14 protein-coding genes are annotated in these 22035 nt (G+C 36.5%); 5 read left to right on the plus strand and 9 right to left on the minus strand.

The annotated features are described in order from the left end of the window. Positions 1-200: 200 nt before the first annotated feature. From ABVM53_RS08340 to ABVM53_RS08355, 4 genes are read right to left on the minus strand one after another with little or no spacing between them, the layout of a single operon-like run. Positions 201-3722: an efflux RND transporter permease subunit gene (locus ABVM53_RS08340; RefSeq protein ID WP_405325015.1), complete on the minus strand. Its 3522-nt coding sequence runs from the start codon at positions 3720-3722 to the stop codon at positions 201-203. Positions 3723-3726: 4 nt separating this feature from the next. Next, a complete protein-coding gene (locus tag ABVM53_RS08345) occupies positions 3727-4887 on the minus strand; it encodes an efflux RND transporter periplasmic adaptor subunit (protein WP_405325018.1) in 1161 nt (386 codons plus the stop codon). A gap of 11 nt (positions 4888-4898) precedes the next feature. Further along, entirely contained in the window at positions 4899-6278 is a 1380-nt protein-coding gene (locus ABVM53_RS08350) for a TolC family protein (RefSeq protein WP_371455199.1), read from the minus strand. After that, positions 6278-6883 carry a TetR/AcrR family transcriptional regulator gene (locus tag ABVM53_RS08355; protein WP_405325021.1) on the minus strand — a complete coding sequence of 202 codons (606 nt, stop codon included), beginning with the start codon at positions 6881-6883 and terminating at the stop codon, positions 6278-6280. Before ABVM53_RS08355 ends, ABVM53_RS08350 begins: the two co-directional genes overlap by 1 nt. A gap of 161 nt (positions 6884-7044) precedes the next feature. On the opposite strand from ABVM53_RS08355, the gene ABVM53_RS08360 reads away from it, so the two are divergent. Continuing rightward, a complete protein-coding gene (locus tag ABVM53_RS08360) occupies positions 7045-8019 on the plus strand; it encodes a polyprenyl synthetase family protein (protein ID WP_405325024.1) in 975 nt (324 codons plus the stop codon). 5 nt (positions 8020-8024) lie between these two features. Continuing rightward, positions 8025-8366, plus strand: coding sequence for a hypothetical protein (locus ABVM53_RS08365; protein ID WP_405325027.1), 342 nt, complete (start codon positions 8025-8027; stop codon positions 8364-8366). Here the strand turns inward: ABVM53_RS08365 and ABVM53_RS08370 are convergent. Continuing rightward, the gene (locus ABVM53_RS08370; RefSeq protein ID WP_405325030.1) at positions 8347-8862 is read right to left on the minus strand and encodes a hypothetical protein; all 516 of its coding nucleotides are present in this window, start codon (positions 8860-8862) and stop codon (positions 8347-8349) included. The two genes, ABVM53_RS08365 and ABVM53_RS08370, sit on opposite strands and share 20 nt — an antisense overlap. A gap of 162 nt (positions 8863-9024) precedes the next feature. On the opposite strand from ABVM53_RS08370, the gene ABVM53_RS08375 reads away from it, so the two are divergent. Both ABVM53_RS08375 and odhB read left to right on the plus strand, forming a co-directional pair. Beyond that, positions 9025-11799: a 2-oxoglutarate dehydrogenase E1 component gene (locus ABVM53_RS08375; protein ID WP_405325033.1), complete on the plus strand. Its 2775-nt coding sequence runs from the start codon at positions 9025-9027 to the stop codon at positions 11797-11799. A gap of 72 nt (positions 11800-11871) precedes the next feature. Continuing rightward, positions 11872-13164: a 2-oxoglutarate dehydrogenase complex dihydrolipoyllysine-residue succinyltransferase gene (odhB, locus tag ABVM53_RS08380; RefSeq protein ID WP_405325036.1), complete on the plus strand. Its 1293-nt coding sequence runs from the start codon at positions 11872-11874 to the stop codon at positions 13162-13164. Positions 13165-13233: 69 nt separating this feature from the next. Here odhB and ABVM53_RS08385 read toward each other — a convergent pair whose 3' ends face one another. After that, the gene (locus ABVM53_RS08385) at positions 13234-13533 is read right to left on the minus strand and encodes a hypothetical protein (RefSeq protein WP_405325039.1); all 300 of its coding nucleotides are present in this window, start codon (positions 13531-13533) and stop codon (positions 13234-13236) included. Positions 13534-13684: 151 nt separating this feature from the next. Here ABVM53_RS08385 and polA point away from each other — a divergent pair, with 151 nt between their 5' ends. Then, on the plus strand, positions 13685-16537 hold the full coding sequence (gene polA, locus ABVM53_RS08390) for a DNA polymerase I (RefSeq protein WP_405325041.1): 2853 nt from the start codon (positions 13685-13687) through the stop codon (positions 16535-16537). A 69-nt stretch (positions 16538-16606) separates the two neighbouring features. Here the strand turns inward: polA and ABVM53_RS08395 are convergent, their stop codons facing one another. The 3 genes from ABVM53_RS08395 to ABVM53_RS08405 all read right to left on the minus strand — a co-directional run bounded on the left by ABVM53_RS08395 (position 16607) and on the right by ABVM53_RS08405 (position 22035). Beyond that, positions 16607-17407, minus strand: coding sequence for a hypothetical protein (locus tag ABVM53_RS08395; protein WP_405325044.1), 801 nt, complete (start codon positions 17405-17407; stop codon positions 16607-16609). A gap of 178 nt (positions 17408-17585) precedes the next feature. Beyond that, entirely contained in the window at positions 17586-20216 is a 2631-nt protein-coding gene (locus tag ABVM53_RS08400; RefSeq protein ID WP_405325047.1) for a DUF5916 domain-containing protein, read from the minus strand. Between the two features lie 334 nt (positions 20217-20550). Beyond that, positions 20551-22035 (minus strand): RagB/SusD family nutrient uptake outer membrane protein, encoded by a 1485-nt coding sequence (locus ABVM53_RS08405; protein WP_405325050.1) that lies wholly within the window; start codon positions 22033-22035, stop codon positions 20551-20553.

Genomic DNA, 22035 nt, shown 5'->3' on the forward strand with positions numbered 1-22035 from the left:
TGGGTATTAGCTTGTTTAGTAGATAAGTCAATTCAAAACTGAATAAGCATTAGTTTTAAATTCTTATTTACAGATAAGAGGTTTGTTAGAACTGAATGTTGTGGCTGATCATCAAATTTAGCTGAGCTGTTGTTGCTGTAGTTGGATTAAAACAAAAAATGCTGCCCATTGGGCAGCATTTTTTTTAAATAAATTAACCGTTACTCTGTAATTTCAGGTTGAACTTCTGTTTCTGTAGATTCTTCATTTTTAGTTCCGCGAATGCGTAACTTAAATTTATGAACCATTAAATACAGAAGCGGAACTATGATAAGCGTTAAGAACGTTGCGATAATTAATCCGTAGATTACAGACCAGGCTAATGGACCCCAGAAGATCACGTTATCCCCACCGATATAGAAACCGGCATCAAACGAACTAAACAAGCCAAAAAAGTCAATATTAATTCCTATTGCGAGCGGAATAAGACCTAGAACAGTCGTTATTGCGGTAAGTAAAACCGGTCGTAAACGCGCTCTACCACTTTCTACAACTATCGCTGTAACTTCATCTTTAGGAAGAAGTGCATCATCATCAAGATCTAGCTGTACAATGCGACGATCTACAAGCAGTTGTGTATAATCGAGAAGTACAACCCCATTATTTACTACAATACCTGCCAGAGAGATAATCCCCATCATCGTCATCATAATTACAAACGATGCTCCGGTTATCAAGATTCCTCCAAATACCCCGATAAAACTCAGGAATATTGCAATCATTATAATTGTAGGTTTTGATATTGAAGAAAACTGGAAGATTAATATAAAAAATATCAATGCAAGACCACCAAAGAATGCACCCATTAAAAACTGCATCTGTTTGTTTTGCTCCTCAATTTGACCTGTATAATCAATATGAATATCATCTGGTAAAGCAGTAAATGACTGCATTTCTGCCTGTATTTTAGTTACCACCGCTGTCGCATCTACAAAACCGGGGGCTAACCCAGAATAAACAGTTACCACACGTTTTGTATCTCTATGTTTAATAGCACTAAAAGAAGAGGTGTTCTTTTTTGTAGCTACTGCAGACACAGGGATTTCTTTAATTACGCCGGTAGCAGCATCTCTAAATGTGATGTTTTGATCAAAAAGGGCAGAAGTATTATAACGATCGTCTTCTTCAAAACGAACATTAATATCATAATCCTCACCATCTTCTTTATATATACCCGCTTTTTCACCAAATAGCGATCTTCGTAATTGATTACCTACTTGGCCGCTGGCAACACCTAAGGCTCCTGCTTTTTCACGATCTACCACAACTTGCATGGCAGGTTTAGCTCGGTTTACATCAATTTTTAATTCTTCAATTCCGGGAATATTTCTCGAATTAATAAAACTGCGCATATTTTCTGCAGTCGCAATCAAAGCATCATAATCCGGACCTTCAAGTTCGATATTTATAGGATATCCTGCCGGTGGGCCACTTGCATCTTTTTCTACTGAAATTGCCACACCCGGATAAGCATCTGTTAGCTCTGCCTGTATCTTTGTACGTAATTCTTCAGAATCTGCACCATTACGGAATTTGTATTCGCGCATGGTTGCGGTAATTTTTGCTCTATGCGGCATTTCTGCAGTACTACCACCATCTGTTTGTGGATTTCCTGCACCTTCACCTACTTGCGATACAGCACTTTCTACAAGAAAATTAAAATCTCCGTTAAGATAACTATCATCATTTAAAATTGAATATACGCGCTTCTCAATATCTTTTGCAATAGCATTGGTTTTTGAGATATCAGTACCTTCAGGATATTCTATATAAACAATAATCTGATTTGGCTTATTATCTGGAAAGAACTCAATACTCGTACGCTGAGATCCTACCGATGCTCCAAAGCCCATAAAAACTAGAATAAGAAGTATAAAAGTACCACCTACAAGGAGTGAGGGTTTTCTTCCTCTAAGTGCCCAGCTTAAGAAAGATTTATATTTTTCTTCTAGCCATACCAGTGTGCGTTTCTGAAAATATTCTGCAGCACCTTTAATACTGTATTTATAAAGCCAAAATATAATCGCCGTAACGATCATTACAGAACCTATACCGCGAATTGCACCACCTACTATAAGGATCAAAACACCTAATGGTACTAAAACTAGCGTTAATCGTATGAGTTGCTTTCTAGTAAGTATTTTCTGATCAACATCCATAAATTTACTCACTAACATGGAGTTGATGAATATGGCTACAAAAAGAGATGAACCAAGTACAACCGAGAGGGTTATAGGAAAGTAAATCATAAACTGACCCATAACTCCAGGCCAGGTTCCCAGCGGAACGAACGCAGCTACTGTAGTAAGGGTAGATATAATAATAGGAAATGCTATCTCGCCAATACCTTTTTTAGCGGCTTCAATGCGAGACATGCCCTCTTCATCCATAAGACGATACACATTCTCTACAACCACAATACCATTATCTACAAGCATACCCAGACCCATGATAAGGGCAAACAGGATCATTGTATTCATCGTGTAGCCTAGCGCATTTAATATCATAAATGACATAAACATCGACATCGGTATTGCAAACCCTACAAACAATGCATTTCTAAAACCTAGGAAGAAGGTAAGAACTCCCACCACCAGGATGATACCAAAAATGATATTATTAACAAGATCATTAACCTGATTAATTGTTTTTTCAGATTGATCGTTTGCAGTAGATATTTTTACATCTGGCGGAAATTCATTAGCCTGAGCTTCTGCTAAAATCACTTTGATTTTCTCAACAGCTTCTACCATGTTTTTACCCGACCGTTTTTTAACATCAAGCATTACTACATTTTCTCCCCATTCACGGGCAAAAGTAGTTTTGTCTTCTTCTTTAAAAGTTACATTAGCAATATCTCTAAGGTAAACAGCTCCATTCTGAGATTTTACGATAAAATTTTCAAGTTCTGAAGGCTTCTCAATTTCTCCAAGTATACGTATTGTACGACGTTGACCACTCGTAATTAAATTACCCGCAGCCATTGTCATATTTCCATTTCTGATGGTATTTAAAATATCATCAAAACTTACTTGAGCAGCATTCATTTTAGTAACATCTACAGCTACTTCAACTTCTTTGTCTTGTGCTCCACGTATAGAAACCTCTTTGATTTCTGGAAGGTCTTCTATCTCATCTTGTAAATATTCACCATAGCTTTTAAGCTGCTGAACCTGGTAATTACCTTGTATATTAACATTGAGAATAGGTTGTTCTTCAGAAAGACTCAGGTCAAACACATTTGGCTCGACTTTTACGCCATTAGAAGTAGGCCAGTCTTCGTTTGCTTTTTCAGAATCTACCTCATCTTTAACTTCTTGCTTCGCGCTTTCTACTGAAATATCGTCTTCAAATTCAATAGTAATTAAAGCATAGTTCTCTTGAGACGTAGAGGTAATTTCTGTAACCCCTGAAACATTTTTTAATCGGTCTTCAAGCGGATCTGTAATTAATTTTTCTACATCTTCGGCCGTGTTTCCGGGATAGGGAGCAGAGATATAGATTTTAGTTTCATTAATTTCAGGAAAACTCTCTCGGGGCATTACATAATATGCAATACCACCCATAACCAAGAGCAAAGCCATTATAACATAAATAACTGTGGGGTTGTCAATCGCCCAGCTCGATAAGCCAAATTCTTTATCTACCTGATTTTTTTTCTTGCTACTTTTCTTTTCGCTCATCGTACTAGTTATTTAAAATTCTAATCTCTTGATTGTCTTGAACGCTACGTGCACCTTGTACGATGATTTCATCATTCGCATTCAGACCAGATAGAATCTCTATAGAATCTCCTTGTGTTTTTCCAGTTTCAACTATCACGCGCTTAGCAACTAGTGTGTTGTCTTCACCTTTAGTAGCTACATAAACATATTGTTCACCTTCAGCATTCTCTGAGATTACACTTAATGGTATTAGAATAGCATCTTCGCTTGTATAGTCGTTAATTCTAAGCTTAGCGGTAAGATTAGGTTTAATACTTTTTTCTTCATTAGGAACCGCAACTTCAATTGTAAATGAGCGATTTGCCGGATTGATGAAGTTACTTGTCTGGCGTATTTTTGAGTCTATCTTCTTATTTAAAACAGGAAAATTAACCTCTACAGACTTCCCAACACTTACAGTACCTAAATAACTTTCAGGTACTTCTGCAGTAATATACATATCGCTAAGGTTTACAATACGATAAAGTTCTTTACCTGGCATAACAGCAGAACCTTGCTCTGTTAAAACCTGATCTATTGTACCTGCAAATGGAGCCGTGATAGTAGTTTTACCTAACTGACTTCTAAGTTGATTTACTTGACTTTGTGAAGCCTCGTAACTAGCTTTAGCTTGCAGGTATTGAATTTCTGAACCTATATTCTGATCCCATAATCTTTTTTGACGCTCAAATGTAGTTTTATTAAGTTCGGCTTGTGTTTGTAATTGAGCGAGTTGAGAACCTAAACCACCATCATCTATACGAGCTAAGACTTGACCTTTTTTAACTTTGTCACCTTCTTTGACAAATACGCGTGATAACACGCCGCTATACTCTGCACTTATTACGATATTCTGCTTTGTTTCAACATTACCTTGAATTTCAAGAAAATGATCAAAAAGTGTATCTCCTATTTTTTGTGTAGATACGAGCGGTCCGTTAATTTTCTTTTCGGCATTATCAATAACGGTGTTTAGTTTTTTCAACTTCATTTGCAAAGCAGTATTCTCATCTTTTAGTTGAGTTTGAGCTTCTTTAATTGCCTGCATATCACCAGATGCAATAAGCGCATCAACATCTACTTCTTTATCACCACAAGAAATTAGCATAGTAGTGAATACAAGTAAGGATAATATATTTTTCATAGTAGTGCGTATTAATTTTGTTGTGGTTGGTAAGTGGTAGTATCTAAGGTTTTTTCTAGAGCTGCTTTGTTTGCAATTACTTCATACATTGCTTGCAAATAGTCTTGCTGTGCTTGATATAATTGAGTTTGTGCCTCGCTTAGTTCAAAGCTGCTGGCAATACCTTCAAAAAATTTAATCGAATTTTTGTTCTCAATACGCTCTGAAAGCGCAAGGTTTTTTTCTTGAGTAGCAAAATTATCCAGTGCAAATTGATAGTCATTACGAGCTGATGCAATTTCTAATTTAACTTGATTACGCGTCTGCTCAAGATCTTCAAGGCTCTTTCTATAAGCAAGTTCTTTCTGGGCCGTTCTTGCAGCACGCATACCACTGCTAAAAATGGGAACACTTAGAGACACTCCAACAATAGATTGCTCAAAATAACGCTGTTCATCATCAAAAAATGTAAATGAATTACTTGCTCCTGCTGTACCATAATTTACATAGGCGCTTAAGCGCGGCAAAGCTTTACTTTTCTCAAGTTTAACTTCAGTTCTGGCGAGATTCGTTTGATCTTCAGCAATACGAAAATCAATATTGTTTTCAGGACTTATACTTTGTGTTAGCAAGTTTAAATCATAATACTGCATTGCGAGATCTTCTAGAGAGTCTGTAACTTCTAATTTGCTGTCTATGGAAATCCCTAAAGTAAGCTTAAGCATATCATATGCGATTGCAAGTTGACGAACTGTATTGTTAAGTTGAGTTTCTAGACCAAGAAAAGTAATTTGTAATTGCTCAACATCTTCCTCTTCGGTAAGACCGTTCTCAAATATTTTTTGAGTATCGGAAAGATTTTTGTCAAGAGTATTGAGGTTCTTTTGAAGGATAGAAACGCTCTCTCTGGCAAGTAATACATTGCCATACGCTTCAATGATGCCCTGCTTCACCTCTAAGTCTGTCTTTACTTTAGCATTTTGAGAGATCTGAAGAAGCGTTTTTGAAGATTGTACTCCTACTATATAGGAACCATCAAATAATAATTGATTCCAGGTAGCAATTGCAGAAGCATTTTGCTTTTGACTAAACTGAACTGGTATAAAACTTCCGGGATCTGCACTAGGATCAAAAACGACAGCAGGAATAAAAGAAGTAGGTTGAATTAACTGATTTTGATAGGTAATCTCACCTCCAATTTGCGGTAATCCCTGAGCTATAATTTCCCATTTTTGTTTGAGCGCTATCTCTACATCTGTGCGTGCATTTTTTGTAGTATAACTATTTTGTAAGCCATAAATAATGGCGTCTTCTAGGCTTAGTGAATAGGTTTGAACCTCTGTACTATCTTGAGCCTGACTATAATTTATAGTCCCCAAAATACACACTAAGAGGATAATGATTTTTTGCATTAGTTTTGATTTGAGTGAATTATTTGATTGAGAATTTTTCTGCCTTCGGGAGTTACGATTCCACGTAAATGATATTCTAGATACATCTCATACAATTTTGCGTGTGGAAATTTCTCGTGAGGGAAAATACTATCGTCTTTAATATTTGTCATGCCTACATGATACATTCTGGAAATAAACTCTACATCCAGATTGTCTCTAAACAGACCCATATTAATTCCTTTAGTGATATTTTTTTCCATACAACCCTTCATAAATTCAAACTGGTGTAGTTTAAGTTCGTTAAATATTTTAGGGTAGTATTTTAATAGCTGTTGTATAGAAGATGTTTTCTCTCCATGTAAATGTTCTATTACATATTTCTTAATCTCATAAAGTTCTTGAATAGGGTTTTTTTGAGTTTCAACTAATTGGGTGACGGCACATTGAATAACACTCATCATTTGATGTGCTACAGCATATACTAATTCTGTTTTGTGAGAATAACTAGCATATATAGTTTTCTTTGATATGTGCATATGTGAAGCAATATCATCCATTGTGACGCTTTTAAACCCTTGTTTGATAAAGAGTTCTGTTGCTGTATTTAATATATCTGCTTTCATAATTTTGCGCAAAGATACTTCGGAAACTTTAAAAACGTATTTAGTTTCCAAAGTTTTTTATCAATTTAATAGAATGGTAACATTGGTTTTAAATAAAGCTTCTGAATTATTGAGAGTTCTGTTAACTAAGAGAGTGGTATTTTAGCCGAAAATTTTCAAGTATGTTGCGCATTGATCAATACACAGATGTATTTATTGACTATTTAAATACAAAAATCAAGACGAGAGAGCCTAAAAATCTTTACGACCCTATTCTGTATATTTTGCAGCTGGGAGGTAAGCGTTTACGTCCTGTGTTGACCTTAATGGCTGCAGATATATTTGAATCTGATTATAAAAAAGCCTTAGACGCAGCTTTAGCTGTTGAGGTTTTTCATAATTTCTCATTAGTACACGATGACATTATGGATGATGCCCCATTACGTCGTGGTAAGGAAACAGTACATGAAAAATGGGATATCAATACCGGGATTCTTTCTGGTGATGCAATGCTTATAAATGCCTATCAGCTATTTGAAAATTATGACGGAGAAACCTTTAGAAATCTAGCTAAATTATTTAGTAAAACTGCAATCGAGGTGTGTGAAGGTCAGCAGTATGATGTGGATTTTGAAACTCGGGATGATGTTACATTGCCAGAATATTTAAAAATGATTGAGTACAAAACCGCAGTTCTTGTAGGTGCAGCCTTAAAAATGGGTGCAGTAGTGGCTAATGCTTCAGAATCAAATTGCAATAAAATTTATGATTTTGGGCGAGATCTGGGAATTGCGTTTCAGCTCCAGGATGATTATTTAGATGCCTTTGGAGACCCAAAAACATTTGGAAAACAAGTGGGTGGTGATATTATTGAAAATAAAAAAACCTTCTTATACTTAACCGCATTAGAAAAATTAGAGCCGGCGCACAGTATTCAGCTAAGTCATTTATACAGTATTAATCCGCAGGACCCTTCTGGAAAAATAGAAACGGTTAAGCAACTTTTTATAGAGTCTGGTGCTGCTGAAGCAATTCAAAATGAAATTGAACTGTATACAAATAAAGCGCTCAATACTCTAGAAGAGTTAGAGGTTAAGGGAGAAAAGAAACAAATTTTACGTGAATTTGCACAGGCATTGATGCGTAGAAAAGTATAAAAAGAATGGATGCTTCATTAGCTATTTTAAAATCAGCTAAACAACAATCGCTTTACGATTCTTTGATACATCAGTTAAACAAAGATTTTGTAAGAGCGGGAATAGATTCAAATTTTAGCACTGAAGATAAACCCGAAGCACTCTCCCGTAATCTGGTTGCTTGTATTTATGAAGTGATTATTTCAGACTTTGAGAAATATCTCAATTTACTTTATGCGATAGATGTTTCTGAAACTAGAATTAAAGAGCTTCCAGCTCAGTTTGCTCATGAGCTTGCAGAAGAAGTTGCTATTTTAATTTTGGAGCGCGAATTTCTAAAAGTTTCTTTTAAAAATAAACACGAATAAATGGCTGAATTGCACTTGTGTAAATTGCGTCATTATCATCGTAAAGGACATTGTATCTAGCTCCAATTGTTACCGAGCCAGATCGATATCCTAATCCTAAAAAAAGTGCTGCATTCCAGAAGTCACGTTCAAAACTTCCTCCATCATAATTTGCAGTTTGCGAAACATAAAGTTCTTCAAATTCTGCAGAGAATTGTATAGCCGGTAACGGGTTTACAAGTGTGATAATACTGCCGCCCACAATCGATGATTTTAAATCTCCATCTTTAATATAAGAGTAGGATAGGCCCGGTCCCGCTGCAAAGTAGGGGTTAAAATTATAAATTGCACTTGGTGAGATGCTTGCGGCAAAATATTCTTTTCCAAAATTGAGACCTAAACCTCCGCCAAAATTGACGTTATCCCAGAAGTAGGTGCTTTGTGTTTGTGCTGTTAATAACTGGCACGTCATAAAAAGTACCGCACATAAACCTAGAGTGTTCTTCATTAATTTCATAATAATAAGGTTGATTAGGTGCTACTTTAACACGGTCTTAAAATCTGAATTTTAAAATGTTAATGATAAGCATAAAATTGGAAAACCAAAGCCGTTGTGCCAGCGAAATATTGTATTTTTGACAAATTATTGCTTAAAAAATCGACAGATTTAAACTATAAAATGGATAGATTTTCATTTCTCAATGCAGCTAACACTGCATATTTCGCAGAACTTTACGATAAATACCTACAGCATCCTGATAGTGTGGAGCCTAGTTGGCGTGCATTTTTTCAAGGATTTGATTTTGGTATGGAAGAAAGCGGTGTTCAACCAGACTTTACTCCAGCTGAGGTAAAAACTACAAACACAGCAGTTTCAGTGCCTGATAATCTTCAGAAAGAATTTCAGGTTGTAAAACTTATAGATGGTTATCGTACACGTGGACATTTGTTTACAAAAACAAATCCGGTACGAGAGAGACGTCAATATACCCCAACGTTAGCGTTGGAAAATTTTGGTCTCAGTGAAAACGATTTAGATACTACGTTTTCTGCTGGTGAAATTTTAGGAATAGGTACAACTACATTACGAGAAATTGTAAATCACTTAGAGAAGATTTACTGTGAATCTATAGGTGTAGAATATATGTTTATTCGTAAGCCTGAAGAAATTCAATGGATTCAGGATAAACTTAATATCAATGATAATCACCCGTCGTTCTCTAGTGATGTAAAGAAGAAAATTCTAAGAAAACTGAATGAAGCAGTTTCTTTTGAGACCTTTTTGCATACAAAATATGTAGGCCAGAAGCGTTTTTCTTTAGAGGGTGGAGAAAGTTTTATTCCGGCTGTAGATGCGATTATTGAGGCAGCAGCAGACCTTGGAGTAAAAGAATTTGTGATGGGTATGGCGCATAGAGGGCGTTTAAATACCTTGACAAATATTTTTGGCAAAAATGCTAAAGATATTTTCAGTGAGTTTGATGGTAAAGATTACGATCAGGAAGTTTTTGATGGGGACGTAAAATATCACCTAGGCTGGACTTCAAGTCGTCTTACAGATAGCGGCAAAGAAATAAACATAAATATCGCACCTAACCCTTCTCACTTAGAGACGGTAGGAGCAGTAGTTGAGGGTATTGCTAGAGCAAAACAAGATTTGCATCATGCAGAAAAACCCAATCAGGTTTTACCTATAGTGGTTCACGGTGATGCGGCAATTGCAGGCCAGGGTATTGTTTATGAAATAATACAAATGGCTCAATTAGAAGGATACTCTACTAAGGGAACTATACATATAGTAATTAATAACCAAATAGGCTTTACAACAAATTATCTAGATGCACGATCATCTACATATTGTACAGATGTTGCAAAGACGACGCTTTCTCCAGTTTTACACGTTAATGCTGATGATGCCGAAGCAGTTGTGCACGCATCTCTGTTTGCATTAGATTTTAGAATGGAGTTTGGGCGTGACGTATTTATAGATCTATTGGGATACAGAAAATATGGTCACAATGAAGGTGATGAACCGCGTTTTACCCAGCCAAAATTATATAAAGCAATTGCTAAGCATGATAATGCTCGTGATCTTTATGCAAATAAACTTATTGCAGAAGGGATCATAGATGAAAACTATGTGAAGCAACTTGAAGAGGAATACAAAGAAAAGTTAGAAGAAAAACTAGAGAAATCTAGAGAAGAAGAAACTACTCGTATAACTGCTATTATGCAGGATGAGTGGGAAGGTTTTGAGCAAGCTACAGAGGTAGAAATGATGAGTCCTATAGACACAACTTTTAACCTTGAAGCGCTTACTGAAATTGCAGATGTAATTACAAAACTGCCTGAAGATAAAAAGTTCATGCGCAAGATCTTGAAGATTATTGAGGGACGTCGCGCAATGTATTTTGATGATAATAAAATTGATTGGGGACTTGCAGAATTACTTGCATATGGGTCATTACTAAAAGAAGGTTTTGATGTACGTATGACAGGTCAAGATGTGGAGCGTGGTACATTCTCGCATAGACATGCAGTTACGAAGGTAGAAGAAAGCGAAGAGGAAATCATGTTGCTTAATAACCTCAAAGGAGATCAAGGGCATATGTATATATACAACTCCTTACTTTCTGAGTATGGTGTTGTAGGCTTTGATTATGGTTATGCTATGGCGAGTCCAAAGACATTACCTATCTGGGAGGCTCAATTTGGAGATTTTAGTAATGGTGCGCAGATAATGCTAGATCAGTATATTTCTGCTGCCGAAGATAAGTGGAAACTACAAAACGGTCTGGTAATGTTATTGCCACACGGTTATGAAGGTCAGGGAGCAGAGCACTCTTCTGCTCGTATGGAGCGTTATCTGCAACTGTGTGCAGTAGATAATATGTACGTTGCAGACTGTACAACGCCTGCAAATTTTTATCATTTATTACGCCGCCAATTAAAAACAAATTTTAGAAAGCCGCTTATAGTTTTCACACCAAAAAGTCTATTAAGACATCCAAAGGTTGTTTCTACAAAAGAAGAACTTGCAAATGGAAGTTTTAAAATGACCATTGACGATGATTTTGTACAAGCAGATAAGGTGAAGACTTTAGTGTTTGTTACCGGTAAGTTCTATTATGATTTGTTAGAAAAACGAGAGGAATTAGAAAGAGATGATGTTGCACTTGTACGTGTAGAACAGTTATTCCCACTTCCTAAAAATGAAATTCGGGCTGCAATAGATAAATATAAAAATGCAGATGATATTGTATGGGCGCAAGAGGAACCACGCAATATGGGTGCTTACGGGCATTTATTAATGCATCTTCCAGAAGCACAGAAATTCAGAATCTGTAGCCGTAAGTTTTATGGTGCGCCTGCAGCGGGTAGTTCTGTACGATTTAAGAGAAGACATCACAAAGTCATCGAGGATGTTTTTGATAAAAATATAAATAACCAATAAAAAGAAATTTTACATTAGGAATTCAACTTTATTACCCTAGTGTAAACATATAAAAGTTAATAAAATAGAACTATGGCTTTAGAAATGAAAGTCCCTTCTCCGGGAGAATCGATTACAGAAGTTGAAATAGCACAGTGGCTTGTAGAAGATGGCGACTATGTAGAAAAAGATCAGGCTATTGCCGAAGTAGATAGCGATAAAGCTACTTTAGAACTTCCGGCTGAAGCTAGCGGAATTATTACGCTAAAAGCAGAAGAAGGTGATGCTGTAGCGGTAGGGCAAGTGGTATGTCTTATCGATACTGATGCTCCTAAACCAGGAGGAGATTCTAAAAAAGCTTCTGGAGATGAAGGTAGTGGAGGTGATGCAGAAAAAGAATTAAGTAATAAAGATAAAAATTCTGCTGATACTAACGAGAAAGGTGATTCAAAAACCGAAGAGCCTTCTAAGTCAAGCACTCCAAGCCAGTCTCAGGATTCAAAAACATATGCGACAGGAACTCCATCTCCTGCAGCTAAGAAAACCTTAGACGAAAAAGGTATTGATGCTAAAGATGTAAAAGGTAGTGGCCGTGATGGTCGTATTACTAAAGAAGATGCTGTAAATGCACAGCCATCTATGGGAACTCCCGGTAATGGAAGCCGTGGAGAAAGCCGTTCAAAAATGTCTATGTTACGTCGTAAAGTAGCAGAGCGTTTAGTAAGCGTGAAAAATGAAACTGCGATGTTGACTACTTTCAACGAAGTAGATATGTCGGCGATTTTTGCATTGCGCGATAAGTACAAAGAAGATTTTAAATCTAAACATAGTGTAGGTTTAGGTTTTATGTCATTCTTTACATTAGCTTGTGTTCGCGCATTAGAAATGTATCCTGCTGTAAATTCTATGATAGATGGTAAGGAGATGATTACTTATGATTTTAAAGATATTTCTATTGCAGTATCAGGACCTAAAGGTCTTATGGTTCCGGTAATAAGAAATGCTGAGAATTTAAGTTTTAGAGGGGTAGAGTCTGAAGTAAAACGTCTTGCACTTAGAGCACGTGATGGTCAGATTACAGTAGATGAGATGACGGGTGGTACCTTTACTATTACAAATGGTGGTGTATTTGGAAGCATGCTTTCTACACCTATCATTAATCCTCCACAATCTGCAATATTAGGTATGCATAATATAGTTGAGCGTCCTATTGTACGAGATGGAGGTATAGCAATTGCTCCTATTATGTATGTAGCACTTTCTTACGATCACCGTATTATTGATGGTAAAGAGTCTGTAGGATTTTTAGTAGCAGTTAAAGAGGCTCTTGAAAACCCAGAAGAATTATTGATGAATAACAATGTGTTAAAAGCACTAGAACTATAATAGATTTTTCGCATAAGCGAAAAGAATAGTCAAAATCCGTTAGACACTTAGTCTAACGGATTTTTTGTTTTACGATATAATAAGATTTACTAGTTGTTTCAACTCCTCTTCTAAGGAAATCTCTGGGAAAGATGTTCCAGCTTGTTTATACCAGTATGCAGCATTCCATTTATCGCCTTCAACTCTGTGTAAATGTGCGTGAATTAGATTTCCCATTGGCCCTTCAATATCCTGAGCAATCGTATGTGAGGCCTCCCAATTGTCATTAGCAAGAAACCATAGGGACTGCAATGTAGCGGGCCAAGATTGTGGCGGATTCTGTAATTCTAAAGAATCCTGAAATTCTAAATAGGTGGTAGGTATATTCATTGCTCTTAAAGTTTACGCATACACGACATTTGTAATTTATAGCTGTCTAAAGCGAAATTTACTATTTTAAAAATGCCAACTTATAAAAACCATATCAAAGTAGTAATTCTTATTTTTGATACTTCAATTTCCGAATAAAAAATAATCCCATATGTCTGTTCAAAAACGCTTATTTCTTTTAGATGCTTATGCGCTAATATTTCGTGGTTACTATGCTCTTATAAAAAATCCCAGAGTAAACTCAAAAGGGCAGGATACCTCTGCGGTGATGGGTTTTGTAAATTCTTTGTTTGATGTGATTAAACGCGAAAAGCCAGATCATCTTGCGGTGGCTTTTGACAAAGGAGGCAGCTCAGAGCGTGTTGAATTGTATGGGGATTATAAAGCTAATAGAGATGAAACACCAGAAGCTATTCGCATAGCAGTGCCTATAATTCAAGAAATTTTGAAAGCAATGCATGTGCCCTTCGTTCAAATAGAAGGTGTAGAAGCAGACGACTTGATTGGGACTTTGGCCAAGCAAGCAGAAAAAGAAGGCTATCAGGTTTTTATGGTTACTCCAGATAAGGATTATGCCCAACTGGTTTCAGAGAACATATTTATGTACAAGCCTGCCCGAATGGGTAATGGAATTGAAATTTGGGGAATTCCCGAAGTGCAAAAACGTTTTGAAGTAGAGCGCCCAGAACAAGTAATTGATTATCTGGGTATGATGGGAGATGCGTCTGATAATATTCCGGGATTGCCGGGTGTAGGTGATAAAACTGCTAAAAAATTTATTAAAGAGTACGGCGGCTTAGAAGGACTTCTTGCAAATACTGATAAGCTTAAGGGGAAGATGAAAGAGAAGGTTATAGAAAGTGCAGAGTTAGGCCGTCTATCCAGAAAGCTCGCGACTATTATGACTGATTGTGATGTGCTGTTTCACGCTGAATCTTACGAACTTTCGCAACCGGATGCAGATAAGGTACAGGAAATTTTTGATGAGTTAGAATTTAGACGACTTAAAGACCAGTTTATAAAAATATTCTCCGGTGAGGCAGATAGCGATACAGGTGCAGCAGTGAGTAGTACAGAAACGGCAAAGAAACTAGTACATTCTTCTGAGCAAGCTGCAAATGCAGGTGCAGGCCAATATAATTTATTTGGAGGTGCTGCGGCAGACGCTACTATTGAGGAGCGCAATACCAGAAATACAATTAAAGATGTATCACATTTTTATCAAAGTGTGGCGCCGGGAATGGCCACAAAATTATTTCTAAAAAATCTTTTAAATCAACAAGCAGTCTGCTTTGATACAGAAACTACTTCGCTAGATCCTTTAAAGGCAGATTTAGTAGGAATTGCATTTAGCTGGGAAAAAACAAAAGGTTTTTATATTCCATTTCCTCCAGAGGCTGCGCAAGCACAGCTGTTAATAGAAGAACTAAAGCCTTTTTTTGAATCTGAAACTATTCAGAAGATAGGACAGAATCTTAAATATGATATTAAAGTTTTAGCGAAGTATGGAGTTGAGGTAAGAGGTAAACTTTTTGATACGATGATTGCACATTATCTAATCAATCCCGATATGCGTCACAATATGGACGTTCTAGCGGAAACCTATCTTAATTACACTCCAGTTTCAATCGAGGAATTAATAGGTAAAAAAGGCAAGAATCAAAAGTCGATGGCAGATGTTCCTGTGGAGCAACAAACAGAATATGCTGTTGAAGATGCAGATATAACGCTTCAGCTTAAAGAACATTTTGAAAAAGAAATGGGTGAGGCAAATACGCAAAAGCTTTTTGATGAAATTGAAATTCCATTAGTGCAGGTGCTTGCAGATATGGAACTCGAAGGTATAAATCTTGATAAAGAGTTTCTGGCAGGTTTAGCTACAGACTTAAATTCTGATATACTTTCATTAGAAGAAAAAATCTACAGAGATGCGGGTGAAGAGTTTAATATAGGTTCGCCAAAACAACTTGGAGAAATACTCTTCGACAAATTAAAACTCGTAGATAAGCCTAAAAAGACACGTACAGGACAATATTCTACTGCAGAAGATGTGCTTTCTTATTTAGCTCCAGATCATGAGATAATTCAAAATGTTTTAGACTATAGAGGACTAGCGAAGTTAAAAAGTACCTATGTAGACGCACTTCCTTCTCAGGTTGATGAGAATACAGGTCGTGTACATACCGATTATATGCAAACTGTGGCCGCTACTGGTCGCTTGAGTTCAAATAATCCCAACCTACAAAACATCCCGATACGTACGGAGCGGGGCAGGCAGGTGCGTAAAGCATTTGTTCCGCGAAGCGAAGAGTATATTTTACTGGCGGCAGATTATTCGCAGATAGAATTACGAATTATTGCTGCACTTAGTCAAGAAGAAACAATGATGCAAGCTTTTCAAGATGGTGAAGATATTCACGCGTCTACAGCTGCAAAAGTATTTAATGTTCCCTTGGCTGAAGTAACCCGCGAACAGCGTAGTAATGCAAAAACGGTAAATTTTGGTATTATCTATGGGGTTTCAGCATTTGGATTGAGTAATCAGACAGATTTGAGTAGGGCAGAGAGTAAAGATCTTATCGATACTTATTATAAAACCTATCCTAAATTGCGTAACTATATGAGCGAGCAAGTAGATTTTGCCCGTGATAATGGTTATGTGTCTACCGTTTTAGGGCGTCGTCGCTATCTAAAAGATATTAATAGTAGTAACGCAGTTGTGCGTGGTGCAGCAGAGCGAAATGCTGTAAACGCTCCTATACAAGGTAGTGCGGCAGATATTATTAAAATCGCTATGATCAATATTCATAAAAAATTAAAAGCTGAAAAGCTGAAAACTAAAATGCTACTTCAGGTACATGATGAACTTGTTTTTGATGTGTACAAAACTGAATTGGAACACGTAAAAACCATGATTAAGACTGAAATGGAGAATGCGTTTAAAATGGATGTCCCGCTCGATGTAGAATTGGGAATAGGTGAAAACTGGCTTGAGGCACATTAATAAAAATAGGTAGAAATAAAAAGGGCTTCCAAACAGGAGGCCCTTTTTATTTCTACCTATTTTAATATTTTATCTATAAGCTTTGTAAATTATTACAATTTGATTTGTGCGATTATTAGCTGCTACACCAGCGAGAAAGTTGTCAAAATTTAAAGTAAATCCATCGCTGTCAAATGACTGTAAAGAAGCGCTGATTAGTCCATTCTCGATGTCTGTCCCTCCGGTAGGAGATCCATTATCATGTATAGGTTCTCCGTTATTATTCACAAAAAAGGCAGCAATACAGTGTGATGAGGAGGAGTAAGTACCTATATTATTTATACTTGAACCATTAAAGCCGTTTGAAATTACTTGCTGGTCGATGCTGCTGCCGGTATTCTGAGCATAACCTATTGTCGTACCACCCGCCATTCGTATATCATTTGTATTGTTGCCGTCTGCTCTATAAGTGTTATTATAGCCTTCGATTCTGTTGATTGCTACAAATTCTACAGACTTAGGAGAAAACCCTACACCGGTCACAATTACATCTCCAGAAGCATCTACAAGAATTTTCCCAAAGTGAACCTTTTTTTGACTGTTTGATGATATGTGATTCCATTGATTGTTTTGCCAAAAATAAAAGCCAGCAGGTGTTAAACCGCCAGTAGCATCATTATATACAAGTGTGCTCTCAGCAAGTGGCGTTCCTGTAGGATTTACTACAGTAGTGATATCTGATAGGCTTAACAGTGCAACGCGCGGTACAAGTATTCCATTTGTGGCAGAGACAATATCTAAACTAGCTTCAGGATTTACAGTACCGATACCTACTTGAGCGATTAAAGAATGGGAGAATGTGAGGAATAATATTATTAAATAATTCTTCATTTCTAATGATTTGGTGGTGCTAAAATAGCCTAATGAGAAGTTTTATACCAGTATAATCAAGTATTTTATCTAGCATTCAAATATTTATAGAAGATTTAAATTGAATAATATTCAGTAGAAACAGCAACTGGCTTTTGTTCTGGTGATAAATCTTTCAGTGAATACTTATAAAATCTTTTTATAAAAGAAATCTGTAGGTTGCCTTAATAAGAAATGTATTATTCAATTGTTTCTGAATAACTTGATTATCTAGCGCATTGAAAAGCGTATTGTCTGGATCGTTATTACCATTTGCGCCTTGTGACCAGACAAAAAACAATTCTGAACCGGGAACATATTCCCAACGTACAACGAGATTTGTTCTTAATTGTACAACAGAAAAATCGGGATCACCAAATCTATAGTCTGTTGTACCATCAACATTCTCATCAATTTCATAACTAGTTTCAGTTTTAGAAATTTGATTAGGAGCAAATAAAGTTATGCGATTATTTAAATCTTTTGCTGTCGAATTATTAATGCGATTAAAATTTGTGTATTCTCCTTTTGAAACAAATGGTTGTGCGTAGTATTGTACGCTTAAATTGGGATTAACGCTATAGTTGAGGCGTAGTGTGGCACTCAGGGTTTTTTGATCTATATTACCTAAAATGTATCTCTTTGTGCCATTGTAGTTTGAGGTGCTAACATACTGGGTTTTGTTAGGACTTAGTTCGTACTCTGGAAAAAAGGAAAGACTCAATGCGTCAAGAGGCTGATATTCTAGACCTGCCTCCAGTCTGAAATATGAAAAATTATTCTGGGTTGCTTGTGAAAGTACGTAGCCTGCCCCATAGGTGATTTTCTTTCTGGTATCTGAGTTAATGAATAGGAAATGAACATTTTCTTGATTAAAACGCAGACGTGGTCCACCTCTTAATTCGGTATTACTTATTATTCTTGGTTTGTGATTTATACCGAAACTAGCTTCCCACGTATTATTAAACCGAAGAAAAGATTCTAGATTATACTGTATGCGATTATAATTGCCTTCAAAATCAAAAGCACTCTGTTGCTCAAGCTCCACGTTAATATTTCTGAAAGTTTGTGTAGGATTCAAGAGTGTGTATTGAAGATTAGCATATTGCGTAATTAAATCTGCCTGTCTAAGAAAACCTACATCATTTAGTTCAAGTTCTGGTGATTTCCAAGATGTTCCTAAACTTCCTGTAAAGTTTCCGCCGGAAGCTTTACCTATTTCCAGATTTCCGCCAGTACCGGTAAGAGAGGTTCTTGTTGTATCGATTGATAAGTGGGTTGCATCTGCGCGTTCAAAAAGATGTGTAAGGGATCGTTGAGTGCGGGTTATAGCTTCTTCGCTTCCTTGTACATTACTAATGATTGTATTTCCTTCAATATAATACTTACGCGCATTCCAATTATGTTTAAAATCTATACCTCCAGAAAAAGCATCACGATGAAGAAATTCCAGTTGAGGTTCTAGTTTTCGATTAGTAGCTGTTGCAATAACTCCTATATACGAATTGCGATCATTAAAATCTTTTTGAGCTCTACCTATGATGTAATTAGTGAGAGGTTCTACCAGCACTTCCTGCTCTGTATTATCTGTTCTAAGGGTATTTGCAAACTCCTTATCGGTAAGACTTTCTAAAAGCCCTAATGTCCAGCCATTTTTAGTCTTTCCGCTAAATTTTGCTGCTCCTAAAATGGTTGAATTTTGTGGTGAATCTGTATAAACAACTTCGGGATCTCTAACAGAACGCTGCGGGCTGCGGCCAATACGTCTGGAATAAAAAAGATTATCAGAAGTTTGATCATCCAGATCGTAATCAAAAATATTACTGTTTGCCACAAAAAACGGACGCTGTTCTTTAAAAAATATTTGAAACCCGTCTAAAGCAATAGCTGCTGGATCTGCTTCTACCTGCCCAAAGTCGGGATTTAATGTGAGATCTAGAGTAAGATCATTAGTGATTCCTATTTTTGCATCAAGACCTGCATTCAACCGAGCGTCGCTTCCGTCTCGGTAAGGATTACCAGCCTGAGATTCATAAGTGTCTAGTTGGGTAACTACATAGGGTTGTATTTCTAATTGTTTTTGTGGGGTGAGATCTTTAAGTCCTCTTAATTCACCAAACTCACTTACATACCCCGGTGCATTCGGTACAATTTCTTGCCATAGAGAACGCTCTCTGTTTCTAAAGTAAAAGCGTTTTGATTGCAAGCCCCATACTTGATCCTTATCATTATTAAATCGTAATTGACTTAATGGTATTTTGATTTCTGCTGTCCAGCCAAAGTCATCAATTCTTGTTTTAGTATACCATATTGGATTCCAGGTTTCATCAAAGCGGGTGTTGTTAGATATAAACTCATCAGCTTTTACACCTGCAGCGGTAAGCGTAAAGGAAAATGCAGTGCGGTCATCATTGTAACTGTCAAAACTTATTTCTACCCAATCACCAGCAAAGCCATCTCGCCGGGAAAGTCGCTTTTCAATACCATCAGGATCCTGATCAAGACATACAAATGCCACATAAATATAACTAGCATCGTAAATGATTTTCATTTTGGTTTGTTCGGTAGGAGGAGCCCCTATATCTGGCTGAAGTTGGGTGTAACTAGTTGTATAAGGAACTAGATCCCAAATAGGCTCATTTATATATCCATCAATTTCAGGAGGATTAGCATTTTCAATTCTCTTAGTTGTGTAAGTACGCTTGGGAATCTCTTTATTTGAATTTTGAGCTATACCTTTAGTAGTAGTAATTAATACGAATAAACAAATGAGGGGTATTAAACAGCGCATCTAGGAATAATTGAATCTAAAAAATGATAAATTGTCAGATAATCGAACAAATATTTTAATTTTTATTCAATTTGATGTTAGGTTAAGCACTAATATTTGAAGAATCGAGAAAAATTAACAAATTGCTATTTAAGATTTTTTCTTTAAAGGATTTGAATAGGATAATGTTCACCCACATATTTTATATATAGTGTATTATATAACAAGACCATCTGCGTAATTATCTACGTTCATGATAAAATCATTATAAATTAAAAGGTTTGAAAGCTATTTGCTTAAGTAAGAATTTACAATTAAAAAACCCCCGTTAAACTCATTTAACGGGGGTTTGTAATTATGAAGGGTTTTGTTCTACCAGTGGGTTTGAGTTTATCTCATCTTGTGGTATTTGCCATTGCCATCTGTTATCTCCTGCAGGCACTTCAAATAACTGACCTACTAACGCAGGGTCGTGATTTGCACCTGTACGATCTAAAGGTTGGTTTAAACGCTTTAAGTCATAAAATCTAAAACCTTCACCCCAAAGTTCTATACGACGCTGAATGTATATTTCATTTTTAAGAGCTGCTCCTGTATTTGTGGATAATGTATAATTAGGATCGCGATTTTGAGCTAGTGTTAGTAATACTTGCTTAGCAGCAGTCTCATTAGTATATGATAATGCTTCTGCTTCGATTAAGTACATTTCTGCAGCTCTCATATACGGTACATCCATTCTGCTATCTCCAGTACCTGCCGCTATAAATTTCTGGCTTGTATAGGGTTTACGAACAAAATTTGACGCAAGTGTAACACCTGCCGGCAAATTATTATGCGCACCCGTTGGATCAAAAAGTTGAGCTCGTATATCTGTACTCGCAATTTGATTATAAAGTTTAGAGTTTATCGCTTTAGGGTTTGTTCTAATATTTGTAGAACTAAAGTTACGCGATACATAAGCTCCAAAGTTTGCAAAGAATATAGTCTGATCTTCCTGAACAAAGCTACCCCACATCCACTCTCTATTTGTGTATGTATTAAATGAATTGAAATATTCATCATTTGACATTAAGGAATATCCTTGTCTAGCTTGATTAGCTAATGATGCAGCTAAAGGATAGTTTTGCTGAACTAAGGCAACTCTAGCTTTTAGACCTATAGCTACACTTTTATCAAAGTGAGATTTATTAGGTCTTTCATAACCATCTAAAAGAAGTGTTGCTTGATCTAAATCTGAATTTACTTGAGTATAAACTTCCTCTACGGTTGCTCTTGCTAAAGGCTCATTACTTGCAAATAAACGTATTGGTACTCCTGGCTGACTATTAACCGAACCTGATTGATAACGTTTACCATAAAGCTGCACGAGTTGAAAATGACAATAGGCTCTGTAAACTAACGCTTGACCTAAGGCTGCATCTCTATCTATCGTAGGACCTGTAGCATCTTCAGCGCCATTAATGATTACGTTTGCATTTCTGATAATTCGGTATAATACTCTGTACGGAAACAAATCGTCTGCATCAGAAGCATTTGTATGATCTACCCATTTGTACGTGTTATTAAACCAGCCATTACCAGCAGAAGTCATTACTGCATCTTCGCCTAAAACATCTGCCTGAATCATCATAGAACCTATACCGCCTTCACCTTGTGAATTATAACGAAGGTACAGTGATCTGTGAATACCATTTACAACTAAAAATAAGTTGTCTGTGGTCGTAGTAGCAGTTTCAGAGGGTACATCCTCTGTAGGAAATCTGTCTAGGAAATCTTCGCTACAGCTACTAATAGATAGCAAAGCTAGTAGCGCAAGTGAATATTTATATAAGTTTTTCAT

The sequence above is a fragment of the Leeuwenhoekiella sp. LLG6367-2.1 genome (assembly GCF_045055775.1).
Classification (GTDB): Bacteria; Bacteroidota; Bacteroidia; order Flavobacteriales; family Flavobacteriaceae; genus Leeuwenhoekiella; species Leeuwenhoekiella aequorea.

Excerpts from the sequence above, each read along its gene's own strand:
- ABVM53_RS08340 (WP_405325015.1), bottom strand. The coding sequence starts at position 3,722 with ATGAGCGAAAAGAAAAGTAGCAAGAAAAAAAATCAGGTAGATAAAGAA.
- ABVM53_RS08345 (WP_405325018.1), bottom strand. The coding sequence starts at position 4,887 with ATGAAAAATATATTATCCTTACTTGTATTCACTACTATGCTAATTTCT.
- ABVM53_RS08350 (WP_371455199.1), bottom strand. The coding sequence starts at position 6,278 with ATGCAAAAAATCATTATCCTCTTAGTGTGTATTTTGGGGACTATAAAT.
- ABVM53_RS08355 (WP_405325021.1), bottom strand. The coding sequence starts at position 6,883 with ATGAAAGCAGATATATTAAATACAGCAACAGAACTCTTTATCAAACAA.
- ABVM53_RS08360 (WP_405325024.1), top strand. The coding sequence starts at position 7,045 with ATGTTGCGCATTGATCAATACACAGATGTATTTATTGACTATTTAAAT.
- ABVM53_RS08365 (WP_405325027.1), top strand. The coding sequence starts at position 8,025 with ATGGATGCTTCATTAGCTATTTTAAAATCAGCTAAACAACAATCGCTT.
- ABVM53_RS08370 (WP_405325030.1), bottom strand. The coding sequence starts at position 8,862 with ATGAAATTAATGAAGAACACTCTAGGTTTATGTGCGGTACTTTTTATG.
- ABVM53_RS08375 (WP_405325033.1), top strand. The coding sequence starts at position 9,025 with ATGGATAGATTTTCATTTCTCAATGCAGCTAACACTGCATATTTCGCA.
- odhB (WP_405325036.1), top strand. The coding sequence starts at position 11,872 with ATGGCTTTAGAAATGAAAGTCCCTTCTCCGGGAGAATCGATTACAGAA.
- ABVM53_RS08385 (WP_405325039.1), bottom strand. The coding sequence starts at position 13,533 with ATGAATATACCTACCACCTATTTAGAATTTCAGGATTCTTTAGAATTA.
- polA (WP_405325041.1), top strand. The coding sequence starts at position 13,685 with ATGTCTGTTCAAAAACGCTTATTTCTTTTAGATGCTTATGCGCTAATA.
- ABVM53_RS08395 (WP_405325044.1), bottom strand. The coding sequence starts at position 17,407 with ATGAAGAATTATTTAATAATATTATTCCTCACATTCTCCCATTCTTTA.
- ABVM53_RS08400 (WP_405325047.1), bottom strand. The coding sequence starts at position 20,216 with ATGCGCTGTTTAATACCCCTCATTTGTTTATTCGTATTAATTACTACT.
- ABVM53_RS08405 (WP_405325050.1), bottom strand. The coding sequence starts at position 22,035 with ATGAAAAACTTATATAAATATTCACTTGCGCTACTAGCTTTGCTATCT.